At 72.0% G+C, this 24,140-nt stretch carries 13 protein-coding genes and 1 pseudogene; 9 read left to right on the top strand and 5 right to left on the bottom strand.

The annotated features are described in order from the left end of the window. Positions 1-122 precede the first annotated feature (122 nt). Together AC3CH1_RS03145 and AC3CH1_RS03140 are read left to right on the top strand one after the other, a co-directional pair. On the top strand, positions 123-650 hold the full coding sequence (locus AC3CH1_RS03145) for a DoxX family protein (protein WP_488461441.1): 528 nt from the start codon (positions 123-125) through the stop codon (positions 648-650). Further along, positions 650-1,213, top strand: coding sequence for a DUF7144 family membrane protein (locus tag AC3CH1_RS03140; protein WP_488461440.1), 564 nt, complete (start codon positions 650-652; stop codon positions 1,211-1,213). Before AC3CH1_RS03145 ends, AC3CH1_RS03140 begins: the two co-directional genes overlap by 1 nt. Here AC3CH1_RS03140 and AC3CH1_RS03135 read toward each other — a convergent pair. The 3 genes from AC3CH1_RS03135 to AC3CH1_RS03125 form a co-directional block, all read right to left on the bottom strand. Then, complete coding sequence (locus AC3CH1_RS03135; RefSeq protein WP_488461439.1) at positions 1,165-3,321, bottom strand: MMPL family transporter; 2,157 nt, start codon at positions 3,319-3,321, stop codon at positions 1,165-1,167. The genes AC3CH1_RS03140 and AC3CH1_RS03135 overlap by 49 nt on opposite strands. Before the next feature lie 157 nt (positions 3,322-3,478). Continuing rightward, a complete protein-coding gene (locus AC3CH1_RS03130) occupies positions 3,479-3,979 on the bottom strand; it encodes a MarR family winged helix-turn-helix transcriptional regulator (RefSeq protein ID WP_488461438.1) in 501 nt (166 codons plus the stop codon). Between the two features lie 117 nt (positions 3,980-4,096). After that, positions 4,097-4,675: a fasciclin domain-containing protein gene (locus tag AC3CH1_RS03125; protein ID WP_488461437.1), complete on the bottom strand. Its 579-nt coding sequence runs from the start codon at positions 4,673-4,675 to the stop codon at positions 4,097-4,099. Between the two features lie 153 nt (positions 4,676-4,828). Between AC3CH1_RS03125 and AC3CH1_RS03120 the strand changes: the two genes are divergently transcribed. Continuing rightward, positions 4,829-5,671: a DUF1206 domain-containing protein gene (locus AC3CH1_RS03120; RefSeq protein WP_488461436.1), complete on the top strand. Its 843-nt coding sequence runs from the start codon at positions 4,829-4,831 to the stop codon at positions 5,669-5,671. On the opposite strand, the gene AC3CH1_RS03115 is transcribed toward AC3CH1_RS03120, so the two are convergent. Then, positions 5,656-6,201, bottom strand: a complete 546-nt coding sequence (locus AC3CH1_RS03115; protein ID WP_488461435.1) for a DUF4383 domain-containing protein — start codon at positions 6,199-6,201, stop codon at positions 5,656-5,658. The genes AC3CH1_RS03120 and AC3CH1_RS03115 overlap by 16 nt on opposite strands. Before the next feature lie 142 nt (positions 6,202-6,343). Here AC3CH1_RS03115 and AC3CH1_RS03110 point away from each other — a divergent pair, with 142 nt between their 5' ends. Beyond that, entirely contained in the window at positions 6,344-7,384 is a 1,041-nt protein-coding gene (locus tag AC3CH1_RS03110) for a MerR family transcriptional regulator (protein ID WP_488461434.1), read from the top strand. A 12-nt stretch (positions 7,385-7,396) separates the two neighbouring features. Here the strand turns inward: AC3CH1_RS03110 and AC3CH1_RS03105 are convergent, their stop codons facing one another. Beyond that, complete coding sequence (locus tag AC3CH1_RS03105) at positions 7,397-8,605, bottom strand: cysteine desulfurase-like protein (RefSeq protein WP_488461433.1); 1,209 nt, start codon at positions 8,603-8,605, stop codon at positions 7,397-7,399. A gap of 574 nt (positions 8,606-9,179) precedes the next feature. On the opposite strand from AC3CH1_RS03105, the gene AC3CH1_RS03100 reads away from it, so the two are divergent. The 5 genes and pseudogenes from AC3CH1_RS03100 to AC3CH1_RS03080 all read left to right on the top strand — a co-directional run bounded on the left by AC3CH1_RS03100 (position 9,180) and on the right by AC3CH1_RS03080 (position 24,096). Next, entirely contained in the window at positions 9,180-10,121 is a 942-nt protein-coding gene (locus AC3CH1_RS03100; protein ID WP_488461432.1) for a sterol desaturase family protein, read from the top strand. 57 nt (positions 10,122-10,178) lie between these two features. Further along, positions 10,179-19,654: pseudogene (locus AC3CH1_RS03095) on the top strand (non-ribosomal peptide synthetase/type I polyketide synthase). Further along, complete coding sequence (locus AC3CH1_RS03090; protein WP_488461431.1) at positions 19,644-21,326, top strand: phytoene desaturase family protein; 1,683 nt, start codon at positions 19,644-19,646, stop codon at positions 21,324-21,326. The pseudogene AC3CH1_RS03095 and the gene AC3CH1_RS03090 overlap by 11 nt, the downstream one beginning before the upstream one ends. Next, positions 21,323-23,044: a phytoene desaturase family protein gene (locus tag AC3CH1_RS03085; RefSeq protein WP_488461430.1), complete on the top strand. Its 1,722-nt coding sequence runs from the start codon at positions 21,323-21,325 to the stop codon at positions 23,042-23,044. The genes AC3CH1_RS03090 and AC3CH1_RS03085 overlap by 4 nt, the downstream gene beginning before the upstream one ends. After that, entirely contained in the window at positions 23,041-24,096 is a 1,056-nt protein-coding gene (locus tag AC3CH1_RS03080) for an MDR family NADP-dependent oxidoreductase (protein ID WP_488461429.1), read from the top strand. The genes AC3CH1_RS03085 and AC3CH1_RS03080 overlap by 4 nt, the downstream gene beginning before the upstream one ends. The last annotated feature ends 44 nt before the right edge of the window (positions 24,097-24,140 follow it).

The raw sequence follows: 24,140 nt of genomic DNA, 5'->3' as shown, positions 1-24,140 counted from the left end.
GCGTCGCACCCCGCGCTTGGGGCGACGGGTCCGTGCCACGGACGGCGTACCCGGCCGCGCCCGCTCGTCACCCGCCGACGATAGTGGGATCCGTACCCCAACCCCCCACCCCGGGAGTCCTCATGGTCTGCGTCAACCGGCGTGATCTCGGTCTGCTCGCCCTGCGCGTCGGCACCGGCGCGGTGCTCGCCGCCCACGGCAGTCAGAAGCTGGCGGGCTGGTTCGGCGGCGGTGGCATCCAGGGCACCACGGCCGCGATGGAGGCGATGGGGTTCCATCCGCCCAAGCACAGCGCCGTGGCCGCCGGGCTCGGCGAGACGGGCGGCGGCGTCCTGCTCGCCCTGGGCCTCGCCACCCCGGCGGCGGGCGCGGCGGCCGCCGGGGCGATGGCCGGCGCCGTGGCCGTGCACGCTCCCGCGGGCTTCTTCGCCCAGGGCGGCGGCTACGAGTACCCGGCGTTCCTCGGCTTCACCGCGGCGGCCATCGGGCTGACCGGTCCCGGGCGCTACTCCGTGGACCATGCCACCTGCCATGTCTTCGACCGCGCCTGGATGGTCGCGCTGGCCTTCGCGGGCAGCGCGGTCGCCGCCGCCGCGGTGGTCGGCAAGCGCACGAGGGCGCAGTCCGACCGGGCTCAGGAGGAGTCCTGATGGGCGAGGACCCCTCCCGGGCCGCCGACCCGTCCGGCCCCGGCGCCCCGACGCCACCGGACGGCCTCGCGCAGGGGCCCCGGAGCGGGCCCGGCCGGGGGGACACGCCGTGGCAGCGCGCCGACGGCCCGTCCGGCCCCGCGCCGGCACCCGATCCGGACAGCCTCTGGGTGACCGGCGGGGTGCTCTTCGCCGGGATCCTGATGCTCTGCCAGGGCGCCGTGGCGGCCCTGGAGGGCATCGCGGCCCTCGCCGACGGAGACGTCTACGGCGACGTCGGCGCGTACCTCTACCGGATCAGCCTCACCGGCTGGGGCTGGATCCACCTGGTGCTCGGCGTCTGCGTGGCCGTCACCGGGGCGGCGCTGCTCAAGGGGGCGGACTGGGCGCGGGTGGCCGGCATCCTCTTCGCCTCCCTGAACCTCTTCGCGCACTTCCTCTTCCTGCCGTACGCGCCTCTCTGGTCGGTGATCGTCATCGGTCTGGACATCTTCGTCATCTGGGCCCTGGCCGCCTACCGGGAGCCGGACCCGGACCCGGCCTCCGCGACCGCGCCGCGCTGACCGTCCGTCCCGTCCGACCCCTCCCGGCTCAGGGCCCCCGGCCACCACGCCTTGGGCCCGATGTCCCGTACCAGCGCCGGGACGAGGAGCGACCGGACGACCAGCGTGTCCAGCAGGACGCCGAACGCCACGATGAACGCGATCTGGAGCAGGAACGCCAGCGGGATCACGCCCAGCGCGGCGAAGGTGGCCGCCAGGACGACACCGGCCGACGTGATGACCCCGCCGGTCGTGGTGAGCCCGCGCAGGATGCCCTCCCGGGTGCCGTGCCGCAGCGACTCCTCCCGGACCCGGGACATCAGGAAGATGTTGTAGTCGACGCCCAGGGCGACCAGGAACACGAATCCGTACAGCGGCACCGACGAATCCGTGCCGCTGAAGCCGAACACATGGGTGAAGACCAGCGAGGAGATGCCGAGGGTGGCGAGGAAGTTCAGCGCCACGGTCGCCACGAGCAGCACCGGCATCAGCAGTGACCGCAGGAGGAAGACGAGGATCACCAGAATGATCGCCAGCACCACCGGCACGATCAGCATGCGGTCGTCCTCCGCCGTCCGCTGGGTGTCGTACTGCTGCGCGGAGTAGCCGCCGACGAGCGCGTCCGAACCGGGCACGGCGTGGACCGCGGTCCGCAGCGCGGCCACCGCCTCCTTGGCGCCGTCGCTGTCGGCCGCGTCCTCGAGGGTCGCGTCGACGCGGACCCTGCCGTCGACGACGAGGGGTTCGCCGCCCGGCCGCCCGCCCGCGCTCACCGGTGCGACCGAAGCCACTCCTTCGGTGCGTTCGGCGGCCTCGGTGACCTCGGGCAGACGGTCCGCCGCGGCGATGATCACCGCCGGGTTGCCCGAACCGCCGGGGAAGTGCTCGCTCAGCGTCTCCTGGGCGGCCACGGACGGGGCGTCGTTGACGAAGATCTCGTCGAGTGGAACCCCCTTGGAGGTGAGCGTGGGGGCGAACGCGGCACAGGCGATCAGGGCCGCCAGGGTGATCGCCCACACCTTGCGGGGCGCCCGGTCGACGAGGGCCGCGACCTTGTGCCAGATGCCGTGACCGCCGGACACCTTGTCGTCGGCGGGCTTGGGCTTCGCCGGCCAGTAGGCCTTCCGGCCCAGCAGCACCAGGGCGGCGGGCAGGAAGGTGAGGGCGCTCAGGACCGAACAGACGATGCCGATCGCACCCACCGGACCGAGGGCCCGGTTGTTGGTGAGGTCGCTGAGCAGCAGGGCGAGCAGCCCCGCGGCCACCGTCGCGGCGCTGGCCGTGATCGGGCCGAAGGACTCGCGCAGCGCGACGCGCATCGCGGTGAACCGGTCGCCGTGTACGGCGAGTTCCTCCCGGAACCGGGCGGTGAGCAGCAGTGCGTAGTCCGTCGCCGCGCCGATCACCAGGATCGACAGGATGCCCTGTACCTGACCGTCCACGCGCACGATGTCGTGGTCGGCGAGGACGTAGACGATCGCGCAGGACAGGGCCAGGGCGAACACGGCGCCGAGGATGATGACGAAGGGCAGCAGCACACTGCGGTAGACCAGCAGCAGGATCACGAGCACCGTGATCAGGGCGACCCCGAGCAGCAGCCCGTCGATGCCCGCGAAGGCGTCGGACAGGTCGGCCTGGCTCGCGGCGGGCCCCGCCAGTTGGACCGTCGTGCCGGGCACGGACGCGCCCGCCTTCTCGATCCTGTCCAGCGCCGTCGGCAGTTCGTCCCCGAGACCGGGGCTCAACTGCACGATGCCCTGGAGGGCGAGGCCGTCCTTCGAGGGCAGTGCGGGGGAGGGCGCTCCGACGACGCCGTCGCTCCCGGCGAGCGAGGCGAGGGCGCCGGTGGCGGCCTCCCGCTGCTCGTCGCTCACCGGCGCGTCCTTCTCCGCCGATGTCCAGACGACGATGGCCGGCAGGGTCTCGTCCTGCTCGAAAGCCTTCTGCGCCTCGATGACTTGGGTGGACTCGGCGTTCTGGGGCAGGAAGGCGGCCTGGTCGTTGGTGGCGACCTCGCCGAGCTTCCCGGCGTACGGGCCGAGCCCGCCGCCGACGCCGAGCCACGCGATCAGCAGCACGACGGGGACGAGCCAGCGGATCGACCGTGCGGAGCGTGCAGGGGTGGACATGTCTCTCCCGGGGGTGGAGATATCTCAGTAGTGAACAATCTCAATCGTTGAAATACATTACGTGACTGCTCGTGCGGACAGCCGCAGGGGGTGGGTTCGACGGCCGCCCCGTCCTCCCCGTGTGCCCCCGCGGGCGCCCCGACCCCTCAGGGAAAGCTCAGCGACGCGCCGGGGGAACCTCGCCCAGCTCCTCGTTCATGGCGGTGAGGAAGCGCAGGACGGTCGCCAGCTCCGTCTCGCTGAAGCGCGCCCTTGCTCGTGCCGTGGCCTCGGCGAGCGGCATGAAGTAGTCGCGGGCGGCCGTCCGGGCGCTCGCCTCGTAGTGCACGTGCACGACCCGGCGGTCGGTGCTCTCCCGGGCCCGGCGGACATGACCGGCCCGCTCCAGCCGGTCCAGACAGGCGGTCACCGCGCCGGAGGTGAGACCCAGATGCTCACGCAGCGCCCCCGGGGTGAGGGGCGACGGGGCGTCGAGGATGGCCGCGAGCGCACTCACGTCCGTCGGATGCAACTGCTGGTTCGCCGCGAAACCGTGAGTCATCCGGTTGATCTCGCCGTTCATCCGGCGGAGCTCCACCGCGAACGCCTGGAGGTCCGCGAGCGGCGCCCCGGGTTCCGGGGAGCCGCTGCGGGTCGGTCGGTCGTCGGCGCTGGTCACGCCCTCAGCGTATAGAACAGGCGCGCGGAGGGCCGTGCCCGGACCGTCGCGCCGTGCCCGGACCGTCGCGGGGTCCGGGCACGGGATCCGCTGTGCGCGGAAGTGGCGCAACCGTCTCTAGGACGGCGGCATGAGCACGGTGTCGACCAGGTTCACCGTGGCGTTGGCCGTCGGCACGTTGCCGCAGACGATCTTCGAGGAGTCGTTCACCGTGAACTCGGCGCCCGAGCCCTTCGTCGTGAGTTCGCCGCCCTCCAGCGTCTTGAAGGTGCCGTCCTCCATCTGCTGGGTCGTGACCTTCTCGCCCACCACGTGGTACGTCAACACCTTGGTGAGCTTGGCCTTGTCGTTGAGGAGTGCCTCCAGATCGGCCTGCGGGATCTTCTCGAAGGCGGCGTTGGTCGGCGCGAACACCGTGATGTTCTTCGCGTTGTTGAGCGTGTCGACCAGGCCTGCCTTCTTCACCGCGCTGACGAGGGTGGAGAGCTCGGGGTTGTTGGACGCGGCGGTGGCGACCGGGTCCTTCGCCATGCCCTCCAGGCTGCCCGCGCCCTCCTTCGGTACGGAGGAGCAGGCGGGGCCGTACGGTTCGGCGGGCGCCTCGGCCTGGGCCTGCGGGGCGAAGAACGCCAGAGAGGCGGGAAAGGCCAGTGCCGAGGCCGCGGCCGCGGTGCGCTGCAGGCGGGTGATCGTCATGATGTCTCCTCCGGCGAGCGGGGGTGGGTCTTCTGCTTCTCTCCCACGCTGACGCACATCCGCCCCTACCGCCCGCCGCGTCGTTTCTGCGTCGAAAATCACCTTCCGGCGCGCTCATGACATTGATCCGCCGGACCGGGGCAACTGGCATTCATGAATACCCGTTCAGTAGCAGCGCAGGGACGCGGCCAGGCCAAGAGAGCCGCGAACAGCACCGCAATGGAGGCCGGCGCCCGCGCGGGCTTCGTGGCCCGTGGGGTGATCTACATTCTGGTGGGCGCCCTCGCCCTGCAGATCGCGCTGTCCGGAGGCGGTGGGAAACAGGCCGACCGGGGCGGCGCGATCGGCGAGATAGCCGAGAAGCCCTTCGGGAAGATCCTGCTGTGGGTGCTGGGCATCGCCCTGGTGGGAATGGCCCTCTGGCGGCTTTCGGAGGCCCTGTTCGGCGCGGCCGGGTCCGACGGCCGCAAGCCCACCAAGCGGGCCATGGCGGCGGGCCGTGCCGTCTTCTACGGATTCGTCGCCTACTCCGTCCTGTCCTTCGCCGCCGGTGACTCGGGCAGCGGGGGCGGATCGTCGGACCAGCAGTCGAAGGACATCACCGCCATGGCGCTCGGCTGGCCCGGAGGCCAGTGGATCGTGGGGATCGTGGGGGTCGGGGTGGCCTGCGCCGGTCTCTGGATCGCCGTTCGGGCGCTCCTGCGGAAGTACCACAAGCACCTGAAGATGTCCGAGATGTCCAAGCGGGTCCGGCAGGCGGTCGACTTCACCGGAGTCTTCGGCGGCACGGCGCGCGGCATCGTGTTCGCCACGGCGGGCGGATTCGCGGTGGGCGCCGCGATCAAGCATCAGCCGGACGAGTCCAAGGGCATGGACGACACCCTGCGCTCCTTCACCGAGACCCCCGTCGGCCCGTGGCTCCTGGTGGTCATCGCCCTCGGACTGGTCGCCTTCGGCGTCTTCTCCTGGGTCAACGCCCGCTACCGCAAGGTCTGAGCGCCTTCCCGTCCGAGCCGTCCGCCCGCCGCCGCACTCCTGCGGGTGGCGGCGGCCTCGCGGTCCGCCTGCTCCGGGTGGCGGCGGAGCCAGTACGGATTGTCGTGCGGCAGGCCGCCCGCCACCCGTCCGTACATGCCGAACGTGAGGATCAGCAGCCCCATCACGAAGCTGAAGACGACGTTCGACATCCCGAAGTCCAGGATGTTCGCGGCCCGGTCCAGGATGAAGAGGTGGCCGAAGCCGCTCAGCAGGAAGAGTGCGCCGATCGTCATGTTCAGGGTGGACGCGACGTTTCCGCCCACCGCGGCCCCGGCGATCAGCAGCCCGCCGACGACCACGGAGATCAGGCTCAGCAGGCCGTTGGTCGACAGTCCGGCGATGTGATCGCCGCTGGTGTCGAAGAAGCCCAGCAGACTGGTGAAGCCGAGGATGCCGAAGGCCAGCAGGATGGCGCCGCAGAGACCCGCGCCGATCCGGTACACCTTCGCCAGCCGGTGATCGACGGGGAGTTCGTCGCTCAGTTTCATGGCCGTCTCCTGTCCATCCCGCAGAGGGTCGAAGCGGGGCGATGTGGCGGGTGGGCATCGCACAGAGCCCCGGTGCCTCAAGCGAACCGCGGGGCGACGGACGGGGCAACACGCACCGTTCGTGCGTCGTATCGTGGAATTCATGGACCCCGTGATGGACCCTGCCAAGGACCTCGTGGCGGACTCGGACCTTGTGGTGGACTCGGCGAGGGGCCCGGCGGGCCGCCGCGCCGGCGGTCGGCTTCCGCGGGCGCCGGCCGACGGAGGGCTGACCACCGGTGCGGTGGCCCGCCTTCTCGGGGTCGCGCCGACGACGCTGCGCTCGTGGGACCGCCGCTACGGCGTCGGCCCGGCCGCACGGGAGGACGGCCGACACCGTCGCTGGACCGGGGCCGACATCGCCGCCCTGCGGCACATGTGCCGCCTGACGAGCGCGGGCCTGCCGCCGGCCGAGGCCGCTCGTGCCGTCCTGGCCGGAGGCCCCCGCCCCACGGCCGCGCCCCGGCGCGGACACCCGCACAGGGCGCCCGGGGCGCTTCCGCTCGGCAGCGCCCGCCGGGACTGCCGGGGCCTGGCCCGGGCGGCGCTCCGGCTGGACGCGCCGGCCATGGAGGAGCTGCTCACGGAGGTCCTCGACCGCTACGGGCTGCCGGCCGCCTGGGACGAGGTGATGGCGCCGGCGCTGCACGCGGTGGGCCGCAAGTGGGAGACCGCGGGGGAGCGGTACATCGAGGTCGAGCACCTGCTGTCCTGGCACGTCTCCGGCGCACTGCGCGGGGTCCGTGCCGCCGGGCCCCCCACCCCCGGCGCCGGCCTCTCCCTGCTGGCCTGCGCACCCGGTGAGAGCCACACGCTGGCCCTGGAGGCACTCGCCGCCACGCTCGACCGACACGGACTGCCGGTCCTCATGTTCGGCGCCGCCCTGCCCGTCGAGGCGCTGGAGGAGGCGGTCCGGCGCACCGGACCCGACGCGGTGGTGCTCTGGGCTCAGTCGCACGGCACGGCGAGCCGATCGCTCGCCGTCCGGGTGCAGGCGATCGAGTGGGGCGTACGGGGCGCGCGCAGGCGGCCTGTCGTCTTCACCGCCGGGCCCGGCTGGGCCGGGCGGCAGCCGCCGGGGACCCGGCACCCGTCCGGGCTCGCCGACGCGGTGGCAGCACTGGCCGCACTCGGTGCGCGGTGACGGCGTCCGCCGTCACCGCAGCCAGTCCGCCAGGCCCGTCAGGAGGCGCTCCACGTCGTCCGTGTCGTTGTACGCGCAGAGTCCGACGCGCAGGCCCCCGCTGTCGCCGAGCCCCAGGTGGCGGGAGGCCTCCAGGGCGTAGAAGGAACCGGCGGGCGCGTGCACCCCGCGGCGGGCGAGGGAACGGTAGGCGTCCGCCGCGTCCCTGCCGTCGAAGGTGAGCAGCAGGGTGGGGGTGCGTTCGGCGGCACGGGAGTGGACCGTCGCCCCGCCCAGTTCGCCGACCGCCTTCTCGATGCTCTCCCGCAGTGCCGTCTCGTGGGCGTCGATCGCCGCGTACGCCGACCGCAACCGCGCCCGACGCCCGCCCACCGCGTCCTCGCCGGCGCCCAGGTCCGCGAGGAAGTCCACCGCCGCGCGGGTCCCCGCCATCGACTCGTAGGGAAGGGTGCCGAGTTCGAAGCGTTCCGGCACGGCGTCGGTGGACGGCGCCAGCTTCTCCGGACGGAGAGTGCCGAGCAGTTCGGGACGGGCGGCGAGCACCCCGTGATGGGGCCCGAAGAACTTGTACGGGGAGCAGACGAAGAAGTCCGCCCCGAGCCGTTCCACATCCACCGCGTGGTGGGCTGTCAGATGGACCCCGTCCACGTACAGCAGCGCGCCGGCCCGGTGGACCAGTTCGGCGATGGCCGGGATGTCGGGCCGGGTGCCGATGAGGTTGGAGGCGCCGGTCACCGCTACCAGCCGGGTCCGGCCGGTGATCTGCGCGCCGACGGCCTCGGGGGAAAGCTCGCCGGTCGACGGATCGAAGTCGGCCCACCGCACCACCGCCCCCGCCCGCTCGGCCGCCTGCACCCACGGCCGGATGTTGGCATCGTGGTCCAGTCGGCTGACCACCACCTCGTCCCCCGGGTTCCAGGCCCTGGACAGGGTGCGCGAGAAGTCGTACGTGAGCTGGGTGGCGCTGCGGCCGTACACGATCCCGCCCGGGTCAGCGCCCAGCAGGTCCGCCATCGCCTGTCGGAACCCGCGGACGATCTCCTCCGCGTTCACCTCCCCGGGCAGCTCGGCGCCCCGGATCGACAGGGGCCCGCTCATCGCTCCGCCGATCGCGGCGATGACGGAGGCCGGGGTCTGGGTGCCGCCGGGCCCGTCGAAGTGCGCCGTACCGGACCGCAGGGCGGGGAACTGTGCGCGCACCGCGCCGACGTCGTACGACAAGGAGGCTCCTCGATTCGTTCGCTGATGTGCTGCCGGATCTCACTGTGATCATCGCAGGGCGGAGTCCTGCGGTGGAAGGAGCGGGAGACCCCAGGTGGATCCCCGCTCCGAGGCCTCCCTTCGGGGGGCGCTTTCGGGAGTCGGTTCCGCGCGGGCGCACCGCTCCCTCTCCGGCATACGCCGGAGCGTGGGGCAGCGTCTCCCGGCGCACGGAAATGCGCCGTACTGAAACGTCACGATGATCCTAAGAAAGAATTGTTCGCACAAATGAACTCACCTCGGTTGCGCGATCCTTCTCGTATTCCCGTCACGAACAAATGCGCCGGATGATTTCTCCGGGTCGGGCGTGATTAAAGCGGTGGGAACGGGAAATAGATGATCTGGGCTGATGGGGTCGGGGGCATCAGTTCACGCCACGGCCGGATTTCATCGAGGTCGGGTGTCTGAAAGTCGCCAGTGCGGGGGCCGTGGCCGCCGCCCGGGGTTTCCTGTCACGTCCTGAGGATGCTCTGGCCTGCTCTGATGCGATGTGAGGGTCTCTCTCCCCAGCACTGTCATTTGTGGAGGGTCACGGATGGACGAGCGCGAGCACCCCGCCGATGGCGGAATCTATTCGGCCGGGTATTCGGTCGGCCGGAAGGGGCGGTCCGGTAATTCCCCCGCTCGACTTCTTCGCGTGGCTGCGTACCCGGTTCTCCTCTCCGCGGTCGTATCCGTAAGTGTGGCCGCATTGTGGCTGGAGTGGGATCCGGCCTGGGTCAGTTCGCTTTTTCTGGTCGGGGCCATCGCCTATCTCGCTCTCCTGGAACGGCTGATTCCTTATGAGCGGAACTGGCACCCCGGAAAGGTCGAATGGCGCTGGTACGGCATCTACTTCCTGCTCACCACGGCCGGCAGCGGACTGGCACAACTACTGGTCGCGCTGGCCGTCGGCCTGATCTCGCCCGCGGCATCGGACCGCCATCTCGGCATCGAGATCCCGGGCGCGCTCCTCGCCGGATCCCTCGTCAGCTACGCGGTGCACCGGCTGGGCCACCGGAACGCCCTGTTCTGGCGGCTGCACGGAGTGCATCACGTGCCGGAGAAGGTCAACGTCGCCAACAACGGGGTCAACCATGTGCTGGACATCGTCCTGGCGCAGGCCCTCGTCCAGCTGACCCTGGCGTTCGTGGGATTCTCCCGACCCGCGGTGCTGGTGGTCGGACTCTTCGTCGCCGCCCAGGGCTACTTCATCCACGCCAACATCGATGTCCGCATCGGACGGCTCAACCATCTGCTGGCCAGTCCCGAGCAGCACCGTCTGCACCACAGCACCGATCTGTCCGAAGCCGGCCACTACGGCTCCGACCTGTCGTGCTGGGACCACCTCTTCGGCAGCTTCACCTGGTACCCCGGCCGCGAGCCCGCCGCCGTGGGCCTGCACGACCCGGCGTCATTCCCCGGCACCGGCGAGATCCTCGCCTCCCTCGCACATCCCTGGCGACGCCGACCGGCACGGGCCCCCGGGCCGGAGTGACCACCGCCTCCTGACGCTCCACCACGACTTGCTCCACCACGACTTGAGGAGTTCGACATGGCCGACGCGAACAACCGGGCGTTACGGAACAAGGTGGCGATCATCGGGATGGGCTGCCGCCTGCCCGGCGGCGCCTCGGACCACCGCACGTACTGGCGCAACCTGGTGGAGGGCAAGGACTGCATCACGCCCACACCGCCCGACCGGTACGACGTCAGCACGCTCGGCAGCCGGTTCCGCGACAAACCCGGACGCCTCGTCGGCGGCCGCGGCGGATACATCGACGGTTTCGACGAGTTCGACCCCGCGTTCTTCGGCATCAGCCCCCGCGAGGCCGACCACATGGACCCGCAGCAGCGAAAGCTGCTCGAAGTGGCGTGGGAGGCCCTGGAGGACGGTGGCCAGCGTGCCGCCGACCTCGCCGGCGGCAACGTCGCCGTCTACGTCGGCGCGTTCACCCTGGACTACAAGATCCTGCAATTCGCCGACCTGGGCTTCACCTCGCTGGCGGCCCACACCGCGACCGGGACCATGATGACGATGGTGTCGAACCGCATCTCGTACTGCTTCGACTTCCGCGGCCCCAGCCTCTCCATCGACACCGCGTGCAGCTCCTCCCTGGTCGCCGTCCACCTGGCCTGCCAGGCACTGGACAACGGGGAGAGCGACCTCGCGCTGGCCGGCGGCACCCTGCTGCACATGGCCCCGCAGTACACCGTGGCGGAGACGAAGGGCGGGTTCCTGTCGCCCGAGGGCCGCTCCCGTACGTTCGACGCCGCCGCCGACGGCTACGTACGGGCCGAAGGCGTGGGCCTGGTGGCGCTGAAGCGGCTGGACGACGCCGTACGGGACGGGGACCGGATCCACGCGGTGATCGTCGGCAGCGGCGTCAACCAGGACGGGCACACCAACGGCATCACCGTGCCCAACCCCGACGCCCAGGTCGACCTCATCCGCCGGGTCTGCGCCGAGGCGGGCATCACCCCCGGCGACCTCCAGTACATGGAGGCGCACGGCACCTCCACCCCGGTCGGCGACCCGATCGAGGCGAACGCCCTGGCCCGCGCGCTGGCCGTCGGACGCGCTCCGGGCGCCCGCGCCTACGTCGGCTCGGTCAAGACGAACATCGGCCACACCGAATCCGCCGCCGGGATCGCCGGGCTGATCAAGACCGTCCTGAGCATCAAGCACCGCACGATCCCGCCCCACATCAACCTGGAGAACCTCAACCCCGCCATCGACCCGGCGACCCTCCCCTACGAGATCCCCACCCGGCCCACCGCCTGGCCCGAACACGAAGGGCCCGCCCGCGCCGGGGTCAACTCCTTCGGATTCGGCGGCACCAACGCCCATGTCGTCCTGGAGGAGGCCCCCGAGGTCCTGCCGGACGTCCGCCCCTCCGCGCCCGCCGGGCGACGCTGGAGCATCCTGCCCCTCAGCGCCCGCAACCCCGACGCCCTGACGGAGATGGCGGCCGGGATCCGGGGCGAGCTGGCGGGCGACAACGGCCCGGCAGTGGCCCTCGACGACCTCGGCCACACCCTGGCCCACCGCCGCCAGCACCTCCCCGAGCGGCTTTCCGTCGCCTACACCTCGCGCGCCTCCCTCGACGAGGCCCTCGCCGCCCACGCGCGCGGCGAGGCGCACCCCCGGGTCGTCCACGGCCGCGCCCGGGACGCCGCCGACCGTCGGCTGGTGTGGGTCTTCACCGGCATGGGCCCCCAGTGGTGGGGCATGGGCCGCCAACTGCTGGAGGAGGAGCCGGTCTTCCGCGACGCCGTCGCCGCCTGTGACCGGGCGCTGCGGGAGTTCGCCGACTGGTCCCTCATCGAGGAGATGACCGCCGACGAGTCCGTCTCCCGGATGGCGGAGACCTGGCTCGCCCAGCCCGCGAACTTCGCCGTCCAGGTCGCCCTGGCGGCCCTGTGGCGGTCCCACGGAGTGCGCCCGGACGCCGTGGTCGGCCACAGCACCGGGGAGATCGCAGCCTTCCACGCGGCGGGCGTCTACTCCCTGCGGGACGCGGCCAGGATCGTCGTGCACCGCAGCCGCCTGCAGCAGACCCTGGCCGGCACCGGCGCCATGCTCGCCGTCAGCCTCTCGGAGGACGAGGCGGAGCGCCGGGTGCGCCCCTACAGCGACCGGGTCTCCATCGCCGCCGTCAACAGCCCCACCGCGATCACCCTGGCCGGGGACGAGGCCGCGCTGACCCTGCTGGCCGAGGAGTTGCGGTCCGAGCAGCAGTTCGCGAAGTTCCTCACCGTCGAAGTGCCCTACCACAGCGTCGTCATGGAGCGGATCAAGGACGAACTGCTGGCCGAGCTGGCTCCGTTGGAGCCGCGAGAAGCCCGGGTTCCGCTGTATCTGACGGGCGTCGAGGGCAGGGCCCGGGGCGAGGAGCTGGACGCCGCGTACTGGTGGAAGAACGTCCGCGAACGGGTGCGCTTCCGCTCCGCGGTCGACCGCATCGCCGACGACGGCCACCAGGTGTTCCTGGAGATCGGCCCGCACCCGGTCCTCGGCCACGCGATCCGCGAATGCCTCGACACGGGCGGGACGAGCGGACTCACCCTGCCCTCGATCCGCCGCCGGGAGAACGAGAGCGAGCGCTTCGCCGCCTCCCTCGGCTCGCTCCACAACCTGGGCGTCCCCGTCGACTGGAGCGTCCTCCAGCCGTCCGGCCGGCCGGTCACCCTGCCCCGCCATCCCTTCCGGCGCGACCGTCACTGGACCGAACCCCGGCCGGTCGCCCAGGTCCGGCTCGGCCACCGCGACCACCGACTCCTGGGCCGCCGCACCGACCGTACGGAGCCCACCTGGCAGGCCCGCCTGGACACCGAGGACCTGCCGTACCTCGCCGACCACCGCATCCAGGACACCGTGGTCTTCCCCGCCGCCGGGTATCTGGAAATGGCCGCCCAGGCCGTCCTGAGGCTCACCGGCGGCACCACCGCCGTCCTCGCCGACATCGATCTGCGCAAGGCACTCTTCCTGCCCGACGGCGAGGACCGGACCGTGGAGGTGTCGCTCTCCCTGGAGAACGCCGCCTTCACCATCGCCTCCCCGACCGGGGACGACGGGGAACGGGCCGTGCACGCGAGCGGGATCGTCCGCACCGGGCAACGCCGCCGCGCCGCCCCGCCGCTCGACGCCCCCGCGCTCCGCGCCAGGTCCCTGCGGCACCTCGAAGGCCCCGACTGCTACACCGCGCTGGCCGCCCTCGGCTACCACTACGGCCCCGCCTTCCAGGCCATCGAGGAGGTCTGGATCGGCGCCGGAGAGGTCCTCGCCCGGATCCGCCCGCCCCGGGCGATCGGCGACGACGCCGCAGGCCACCACCTCCACCCCGTCCTCCTCGACGCCTGCTTCCAGACCCTCCTGACTCCGCTGATCCCGCCGACCCCCCAGGATCCCGCACCGGTCACCGGGATCAGGCTGCCGCTCTCCCTGGACGAGGTCGCCCTCGAACCCATCGGCGACCAGCCGTTCTGGGCCCACGCCACCCTGCTCCCCGGGGACGCCGACAGCACCCTCGGCAACATCGCCCTCTACGCGGACGACGGGGCGCCGCTCGGCCGCGTCCTCGGCTTCCGTGCCGCCGACGTGGAGAAGGCGGCCACCGCCGTCGCCCGGACCACGATCGACTCCTGGCTCGCCGAACCCGTCTGGACCGACTGCCCGCCGCTGCCCGCCCACGCCCTGCCGCAGGACGCTAACGACGGTGACGTGAACGACGGCGACCTGCACGGCGACGCCGTACGCGGCGAAACGTCGGGAAGCACCCCCCAGCGCCGACCGGCACCCCCGGCCCGCTACCACGACTGGCTCGTCCTCGCCGACACCGGCGGCGTCGCGGACGCCTTCGCCGCCCTGGCCGCCGCCCGGGGCGAACGCTGCCGCCTGGTACGCCGGGGCGCCGCCTACACCGCTTCCGGCGACGGCGCCACGTTCACCGTGGACCCCGCGTCCGACGCCGATCTGCGCCGGCTCCTCGCCGACCTGGACCGCGACGGGGGGCCCTTCCGGGGGGCCGTCCTGCACCTGTGGAACCTCGACGCACCCGCCCTCGCCACGTGCGACCGGACCTCCCTGACCGACCACACCGGCGCGGGAGCGTACTCACTGATCGCCCTCGCCCGGCTCCTGTCCGCCCGGGGTTCCGGAGGCCGCCTGCACATCGTCACCCGCGGCGCCCAGCCGGCCCTGCCCGGCGAGGGGCCCGAACCCCTCGGGGCACCGGCCTGGGGCATCGGCCGCGTACTGCGGCACCAGGAACTGATCGAACACCCCGGCAAACTCATCGACCTCGACCCCGGGCGGCAGCCGGGCCCCGACGGTGACCGGGCCGAGGCCGAAGCGCTCCTCGGCGAAGTCCTCAGCGACGACGAGGAGGAGATCGCCCTGCGCGACGGCGGCCGCCGCACCAGCCGCCTCCGCCCCGCCGAGGGTCTGACCCGGCCGCTGCCGCTGCGCCTGCGGCAGGACGGAAGCTACCTGGTCACCGGCGCGTTCGGCGCGCTCGGCCGACTGCTGTGCCGCACCCTCGTACGCCGCGGGGCCCGCCGGATCATCCTGGTCGGGCGCACCCCCGTCCCGGCCCGCGAGAAGTGGGCCGGCACCGATCCCGCCACGGCCGAGGGCCGGGCCGTCGCCCTGCTCCGCGAGCTGGAGGCGCTCGGCGCTCAGCCCGTCCTCGCCACCCTCGACATCACCGACGAGGACGCCCTGGCCGGCTGGCTCGACGCCCACCGGCACAGCGGGGCGCCCCCCGTACGCGGGGTGTTCCACCTCGCGGGACAGGTCCGCGACACCCTCGTCGCCGATCTGGACCGGGCCGCCTTCGACGCCGTCCACGACCCCAAGACCGTCGGCGCCCACCTCCTGCACCGGCACCTGCGCGACGAGCCCCTCGAACACTTCGTGCTCTTCGCCTCCATCGCCTCCCTGCTGACCACGGCCGGCCAGACCAACTACGCCGCGGGCAACGCCTTCCTGGACGCCCTCGCCCACCACCGCCGCGCCCAGCAACTGCCCGCGCTCAGCCTGGACTGGGGCCCCTGGGCCACCGGAATGATCGAGGAGCTCGGACTGGTCGACCACTATCTGCACAGCCGTGGCATGAGCTCGCTGTCCCCGGACGCCGGCATGGCCGTCCTGGAACGCGTCATCGGCCAGGACCACGCCCAACTGGTCGTCGCCACCGTCGTCGACTGGCCCGTCTTCCTCGCCTGGTACCCGTCCCCGCCGCCGCTGGTCGCCGACCTCGCCGCGGCCGCCGCCCCGCCGGCCGACGCCGCCTCGGGCAACGGATTCCTCGACACCTTCCGCGCCGCCGACGAAGAGACCCGCCGCACCCTGGTCGCCGAACGGTTCGCCGCGCTCTCGGCCACCGTGCTGCGCACCGGCACGGACCGCATCGACCCCGCCACCGGCCTCGGCGAACTCGGCCTCGACTCGCTCCTCGCCATGGAGCTGCGGGCCCGGATCCACGCCGAGCTCGGCGTCGCCCTCCCCGTGGTCGCCCTGCTCAGCGGCACCCCGGCCGGGGAACTCGCCGCCCAGCTCCACGACGGCCTCGCCGCCCTGGCCTCGGCCGACGCCCCCGACGGGGCCCCGGGAGCGGTGGAACTCCACAGCGACGAGGGGCAGTACCCACTGACGCAGAACCAGAAAGCGCTCTGGTTCCTCAAACACCTCAACCCCGATGGTTACGCGTACAACATCGGCGGGGCCGTCGAGGTGACCGTCACGCTCGAACCGGACCTGATGTTCGAGGCCGTCCGCCGGCTCATCGCCCGGCACCCCGCGCTCCGCACCAACTTCCTGCTGGTGGACGGGCAGGCCGTGCAGCGGGTGTCCGAGAACGCCGCGACGGACCTCGCCCTCTTCGACGTCCAGGGAGAGGACTGGGAGTCCATCCACGCGACGATCGTCCAGGAGTACCGCAAACCCTACGACCTCGCCCACGACCCACTGGTCCGCTTCCGGCTATTCAAGCGGGGCCCGGACCGCTGGATCATCATGAAGGCCGTCCACCACATCGTCTCCGACGCCATCTCCACCTTCACCTTCATCGAGGAACTCCTCGCCGTCTACGAGGCGTTGCGCCGCAACCAGGAACCCCAGCTCCCGCCGATCGAGGCCCGCTACCTCGACTTCCTCAACCAGCAGAACGCCTTCCTGGCCGGGCCCGGGGCGGCGGGCATGCTCGACTACTGGCGCGCCCACCTGCCGGCCGAGGTCCCGCTCCTCGACCTGCCCGTCGACAAACCGCGCCCGGCGGTCCAGACCCACAACGGGGCCTCCGAGTTCTTCGTCCTGGACGACGCCCTCAGCGCCCGCGTCCACGCCCTGGCCCGCGCCCACGGCGTCACGCCGTTCATGGTGCTGCTGAGCGCGTACTACCTCCTGCTCCACCGCTACTCCGGGCAGGACCACATCATCGTCGGCAGCCCGGTGACCGGCCGCACCCGGCAGGACTTCGCCTCCGTCTACGGCTACTTCGTCAACCCGCTGCCCCTGCACGCCGACCTGTCCGAGGACCCGACCGTCGCCGAACTGCTGCAACAGGTCCGCCGGACCGTGCTCGGCGGCCTGGACAACCAGGAGTACCCCTTCGTCCTCCTCGTCGAGGAGCTGGGCCTCCAGCACGACCCCAGCCGCTCCGCCGTCTTCCAGGCGATGTTCATCCTCCTCACCCACAAGGTGGCCACCGAGCAGTACGGCTACCGCCTGGAGTACATCGAACTCCCGGAGGAGGAGGGGCAGTTCGACATAACACTGTCCGCCTACGAGGACGATGCCGAGGGCCGCTTCCACTGCGTGTTCAAGTACAACACCGACCTCTTCCTCCCCGAGACCATGCGCCGCATGGCCGCCCACTACACCCGCCTCCTCGACCGGATGACCCGGGCGCCGGGCGAACAGCCCGCCTCACGGCTGGAGATGCTCGGCGACCGGGAGCGCGAGCGGCTCGTCGGGGAGTGGAGCCGTGCGGCCCTGCCGTCCGCCGGAACCGGGGCGGAGCCGTTCGTCCCGGTCCAGACACTGATCGGCCGCGTCGCCGCCGCACACCCCGCGGCCGTCGCCGTCACCCTGCCCACCGCACACGGCGGGGCGCACCGGCTGACCTACGCCGAGCTGGACCGGCGGGCCACCGACACCGCCGCCCGGCTGCGGGCGCTCGGCCTCGGCGAGGGCTCGGTGGTCGTGCTCTGCCTCGACAAGTCGCCCGAGCTGATCGTCGCCCTGCTCGGCGTCCTCAGGGCGGGCGCCGCCTACCTCCCGCTCCGGCCCGACCAGCCCGCCGACCGGCTCGCCCACCTCGTGACGACCACCGGCGCGGCACTCGTCCTCGTCGCGGACGACGCCCCGCCGGAGCAGACCGGAGCCCTGACCGCCCCGACACTCACCCTCGCCGCGCTCGGGCGCACCGAACCGCACCCGGAGGGGCCGCCCGCCGAGGCCGGCCCCGAGGCGCCCGCGTACGTCATCACCACCTCCGGATCCACCGGCCGCCCCAAGGCCGTCCGCGTCAGCCACCGCAACCTCGCCTCCGTCCAGGCCGCGTGGCGCCAGGAGTACCGGCTGGACACCGACGTCCGCACGCACCTCCAGATGGCCGAACCGTCCTTCGACGTGTTCACCGGCGACCTGGTGCGCGCCCTGTGCTCGGGCGGCACCCTCGTCCTGGCCGACCGCGACCTCCTCTTCGACACCACCCGGCTCTACCGCACGATGCGTCAGGAACGCGTCGACTGTGCGGAATTCGTCCCCGCCGTCGTCCGCGGCCTGATGGACCACTGCGCACGGGAGGGGCTGCGGCTGGACTTCCTGCGCCTGCTGGTGGTCGGCTCGGACGCCTGGAGCGTGGGGGAGTACCGCCGACTGGCCGGGCTCTGCGGACCCGGCACCCGCCTGGTCAACTCCTACGGCCTCACCGAGGCCACCATCGACAGCGCGTACTTCGAGGGGCCCGTCGACGACCTGGAACCCGGTGCCATGGTCCCGATCGGCCGGCCCCTGCCGGGCAGCGCCCTCCACGTCCTCGACGCCCACGGCGAACCCGTCCCGCCCGGCGTGCCCGGCGAACTCTGGATCGGCGGCGACGGCGTCGCCCTCGGCTACGCCGGAGACCCCGAACAGACCGAGGAGCGCTTCGTCACCCGGACGCTCGGCCGGGGAGCCGACGCCCGGCCCGAACGCCTCTACCGCACCGGCGACATCGCCCGCTGGGACGCGCACGGCCGCGTCCACCTGCTCGGCCGCACCGACGGACAGGTCAAACTGCGCGGCCACCGCATCGAGATCGGCGAGATCGAGGCGCAGCTCGCCCAGTGGCCCCCGCTCGCCCGGGCCGTCGTCACCGTACGCACGGACACCGGGGGAGAGGCGACCCTCTGCGCCTACTGCGTCCCCGCGCCCGGCGCGTCCCTGGACGTCCGGGCCCTGCGGCGCCACCTGGCCCGCTCGCTGCCCTCGTACATGATCCCGTCCCACTTCACCGAAGTGCCCGCCCTGCCGCTGACGGCCAACGGCAAGGTCGACACGGCCGCCCTGCCCGCCCCCCGGGCCGAGGCGGGGGCCGGCCGCACGAGGAGCCCGTGACGCTCTACGAGGTCAGCGTCGCCCGCCACTGGAAGACCCTGCTCGGCCGCGAACAGATCAGTCTGGAGGACGACTTCTTCGAACTCGGCGGCAGCTCGATCAAGCTCATCGAACTCCTCCACCACCTGCGCACCGAGTTCGGCGTCGGCGTCCCCGTCAGCAGGCTCTACCAGGTCACCACCCTGCACGGCATGGCCGCCACCGTGGAGGACGTCCTGCTCGGCACCACCGCCGACGAACTGCCCAGCCTCACCTTCAACGCCGGACAGGCCCCCGCCCTCTTCTGCTTCCCGCCCGCCGGCGGCCACGGACTCGTCTACCGGGGGCTGGCCGCGCAGCTCCCCGACTACGCCGTCACCGGCTTCAACTACCTCCCCGGCGACGACAAGGTCAGCCGGTACGCCGACCTGATCGAGGCAGACCGGCCCGACGGCCCCTATCTCCTCCTGGGCTACTCCCTCGGCGGCAACCTCGCCTTCGAGACGGCCAAGGAGCTGGAGCGGCGCGGCCGAGACGTCGCCCACGTCGTCATCCTCGACTCCCGCCGCATCCTCGCCGCCTACGAACCGGACGCCTCGGGCATCGCCGCCTTCGAGAGCGAACTCGCCGACCACGTACGCAAGCACACCGGCTCCGACGCCGTCGCCCACGAGACCCTCGCCCACGCGGCCGAATACCTCGCCTTCTGCGGGCGCACCCCCAACACCGGCACGGTCGCCGCGACGGTCAGCGTGATCACCGACGAGGAGAAGGCCGCCCTCTACGCCGCCGGCGAGCACGGCACCTGGCACGGCAGCTCCACCGGCGCCACCGCCGTACTGCGCGGCTCCGGCATCCACGCCGACATGCTCGACGCCAAACACCTGCCCCGCAACGCCGAGCTGGTGCGCTCCGTCCTGAGGGGAGACGCGGCCCATGGCGGATGACGACCCCACCGACTGGACCAGCAGGGAACGCGCCCCGGGCACCCCGCCCCGCGTCATCGTCATCGGCGCGGGCGTGGCCGGCCTCTCCACCGGCGTCTACGCCCAGATGAGCGGAGCCAGGACCCGCATCTTCGAGAAGCACGTGCTGCCCGGTGGCTGCTGCACCGCCTGGTCGCGCGACGGGTACCTCTTCGACTACTGCATCGAATGGCTCATCGGCACCGCCCCGGGCAACGACGCCCACCGGGTGTGGAGCGAACTCGGCGCACTCGACGGCAAGACGGTCACCAACTTCGACCTGTTCAACAAGGTCGAGGACGCCTCGGGCCGGTCGGTGACGTTCTACAACGACCCCGACCGGCTGGAGGCCCACCTCCTGGAGGTCTCACCCGCCGACGCCCCGCTCATCCGGGCCTTCACCCGGGACCTGCGGCGCTTCATCGACGTCGAGCTGTACCCGTTCCTGACCGCGCCCGCGCTCAGGACCGTAGGGGAGAGGGCCCGGACCCTGCGCACCGTGCTCCCCGTGTTCCGGCTGTTCTGGCGGACCGCCGCCACCCCGATGCACGTGTTCGCCGACCGGTTCCAGGACCCGCTGTTGCGCAAGGCGTTCCGCAACATCTTCTTCCAGGACCCCGAGGGCTTCCCGATGCTGCCGTACCTCTTCAACATGGCGGCCGCCCACCACGGCAACGCGGGCTTCCCCCAAGGCGGTTCGCTCGGCCTCGCCCGCTCCGTCGAGGAGCGCTACAAGAGCCTGGGCGGAACGATCACCTACCGGGCCCGCACCGAGCGGATCCTGGTCGAGGACGACCGGGCGATCGGCATCGAACTCCGCAACGGCAGAAGGTACTTCGCCGAACACGTGGTCTCCGCCTGCGACGGCCACACCACCGTCTACGGACTCCTGGGCGGGCGGTACACCGGCCCCCGGATCGACAAGCTCTACACCGACCTCCTCCACCGCCCCGGCACCCTCTTCCCCGCCGTCGTCTCCGCCTTCGTCGGTCTGCGCGGCGACCTGGAACCCGAGGAGGCGCACAGCACCACGCACCTCCTCGGACCGGACGACGCGGCCCACCTCCCCGGGGCGCTCCAGGACAGCTTCGTCGTGCAGGCACGCTCCCGCTACTCCGGCGGCTTCGCACCGCCGGGCCACTCCGTCCTGCACTGCACCTACTTCAGCGACTACGCCCACTGGAAGGACCTGCGCACCAGGGACCGCAAGGAGTACCGCCGGCGCAAGCGCGAAGTCGCCCACTTCGTCCGCGACTTCCTGGAGCGCCGCACCCCCGGCATCGCGGACCGCATCGACATCGTCGAGGTCGCCACGCCCGCCACCACCCACCGCTACACCGGCAACCTCGGCGGCTCCATCCTCGCCTGGAAGGCGTTCTCCGAGGCCGACGACGTCGCGGCGCGCCTCGTCGGCAAGGACCGGATGCGGCTGCCGGGACTGAGCGGCTTCTCCATGGCCGGACAGTGGGTCGGCATGGGCGGCCTGATCCGCGCCGCCTCCACCGGCCGCTTCGCCGTCCAGTACCTCTGCCGCGACCTGGGCCTGGAGTTCCGGGCCTGGGAGAGCAAGGGCGCCGAGCCCTGGCACCCCGGGAAGCTGGGACACCTGCCCCAGCTCGACCGGTGGTCCGCACGGGAGAGCGAGGGCGCATGAGCGACACGAACGGACCCCGGGCCGCCGGCGCACGCCGGCCGCGGGAGACGATGATCATCATCGGGGCCGGTCTCGGCGGGCTCTCCACCGGCTGCTACGCCCAGATGAACGGCTACCGCACCCGCGTCCTGGAGATGCACGAGATCCCCGGCGGCTGCTGCACCGCCTGGGAGCGCGGCGGCTTCACCCTGGACGCCTGCGTCAGCTGGCTCCTCGGCAGCGGCCCCGGCAACGAGATGCACCAGATCTGGCTGGAGCTCGGCGCCCTCCAGGGCAAGGAGGTCCGCCACTTCGACGTCTTCAACATCGTGCGCGGCACGGACGGCCGGGCCGTCCACTTCTACTCCGACCCCGACCGGCTCGAAGCCCACCTCATCGGCATCTCGCCCGCCGACGCCCGGCTCGTGCGGAAGTTCTGCGCGCAACTGCGCAGCTTCCGCAAGGCGCTCGCGGTCTACCCCTTCCTCAAGCCCGTCGGACTGATGGGACGCCGGGAGCGCTGGCGGATGCTCGCCTCGTTCCTGCCGTACTTCAACTCCGTCCGCACCACGATCACCGTCCTGATGAGCGACTTCTCCCAGAAGTTCAAGGACCCCCTCCTGCGGGAGGCCTTCAACTTCATCCTGTACGAGAAGCACCCGGCCTTCCCCGTCCTGCCCTTCCACTTCCAGCTCGCCTCGCACGCCAACCTCTCCGCCGGAGTCCCCGAGGGCGGCTCCCTCGGTCTAGCCGAGTCGATCGAGGCGCGTTACCGCCGACTCGGCGGCGAGGTCTCCTACAACACCAAGGTCGAGACGGTGATCGTCGAGGACGACCGGGCGGTGGGCGTCCGCCTCAGCGACGGTCAGGAACTGCGCGCCGACATCATCGTGTCGGCCTGCGACGGCTACACCACGACCATGAAGTTCCTGGAGGGCAGGTACCTGGGCGAGGACTACCGCAAGCTCTACACCGAGACCATCCACGAACCCGGCATGGTCTTCCCCGGCTACTTCACCCTCTTCCTCGGCCTCTCCCGCCCCTTCCCCGAGGGCGACCCCTGCACCACCTACCTCCTCGACGAGGCGACGGCCGCCGAACTGACCGGCATCCGCCACCCCAGCATCAACGTCCAGTTCCGCAGCCGCCACTACCCCGAACTGTCGCCGGACGGCACCACCGTCGTCTACGCCACCTACTTCTGCGACATCGCCCCCTGGCGCGCCCTGGACGAGGGCCCCGAACAGATCACCCGCACCCGCGGCGGACAGGAGCTGCACACCCTGCCCGTACGGCACGGGCGCGGCTACTACGCGGCGAAACGCCGGGCCCGCGAAACACTCGTCGGCTTCCTGGAGCAGCGCTACCCCGGGCTGCGGGACGCGATCGTCGTCCGGGACGTCTCCAGCCCCCTCACCCAGGTCCGCTACACCGGCAACTACGACGGCACGGTGCTGGGCTGGCAGCCCTTCGTCGAGAGCGGCGAGACCCTCGAAGAGCTGATCAAGAAGCACGGCCCGGGCCTCCCCGGACTGCGCGACTTCTACCAGTCCGGCGTCTGGGCCACCACCGGCGGGCTCATCCGGGCCGCCGCCGCCGGACGCCACGTCATGCAGTTCGTCTGCCGCGACGACGACCGGCCCTTCACCGCCTCGATCGACCTCACCGCACCCCCACCGACCCACCGGGTCATCCCCGTGCCCGTGCGCCCCGCCGCACCGACCGAGAGGAAACCATGAAGATCGCGAAATGGGTGGTCCGCGAACACGTCGAAGGAGTCCCCGACGTGGACCGCGTCTACGAGAAGGTCGTCGAGAACGTCCACGTCACCCTCGCCCCCGACGAGATGCTCCTGCGCACCCTGTACGTCTCCGTCGACCCCTACCTCCAGGGCATCGCCCTCGACACTCCGATCGGCCGGCACATGGGCGCCGACTCGATCATGGAGGTGGTGGAGGCGGGACCGCGCGCCGCCCACCGCGTCGGCGACCTCGTCCAGGGTTTCGGCGGCTGGCGCACCCATGTGATCAGCACCGGCGTCCCCGAACTCTGGCAGACCGGCACGTTCCCCATGGTCTTCCCCGCCTACCGCAGACTCGACCCCCGGTGGTACGACGACGCCCTGCCGTTGACGACCGCCCTCAGCGTGATGGGGGGCCCCGGCATGACCGCCTGGGGGACCCTGACCAAGTACATGACGATCAGCCCCGGCGAGACCCTCGTCATCAGCGGGGCCTCCGGCTCGGTGGGCGCCCTCGTCGGACAGCTCGCCGCGCTCGCCGGCGCCCGGGTCGTCGGCACCACCTCGTCCCCGGAGAAGGCGGACTACCTCACCGGGCTCGGGTTCGACGCCGTGGTCGTCTACCGCCACGGGGACGGTGCGGAGACCGTCCGCGACGCACTCCTCCGGGCCGCCCCCGACGGCGTCGACCGCTACTTCGACAACCTCGGCGGCGCGGTCACCGACGCCGTGTTCTCCATGCTCAACATCGGGAGCCAGGTGGCGGTGTGCTGGCAGTGGGCCACCCAGGTCGGCAACGAGGGCACCGGCCCCCGGCTCCTGCCCTACCTGATGTTCCCGCGCGCCACCGTGCGCGGCATCTTCTCCCTGGAATGGTTCACCGAACAGAACTGGCAGGACCTCCACACCGACCTGGGCGGCCGCGTCCGGCGCGGCGAGGTCGCCTGCGACCACACCCTGCACCACGGCTTCGACGCGATCCCCGCCGCCTACGGCAGCCTCTACGGCGACCGGACGGCCAACCGGGGCAAGGTACTCGTCGAACTCTGAGCGCCGTCCTCCCTCCGCTCGATCCAACGGCGCTGCCCAGGAGG

It is taken from the genome of Streptomyces sp. MGP-P1, assembly GCF_057766565.1.
Note: the sequence above shows the minus strand (reverse complement) of the source record. Positions and strands in the feature narration are given on the sequence as shown.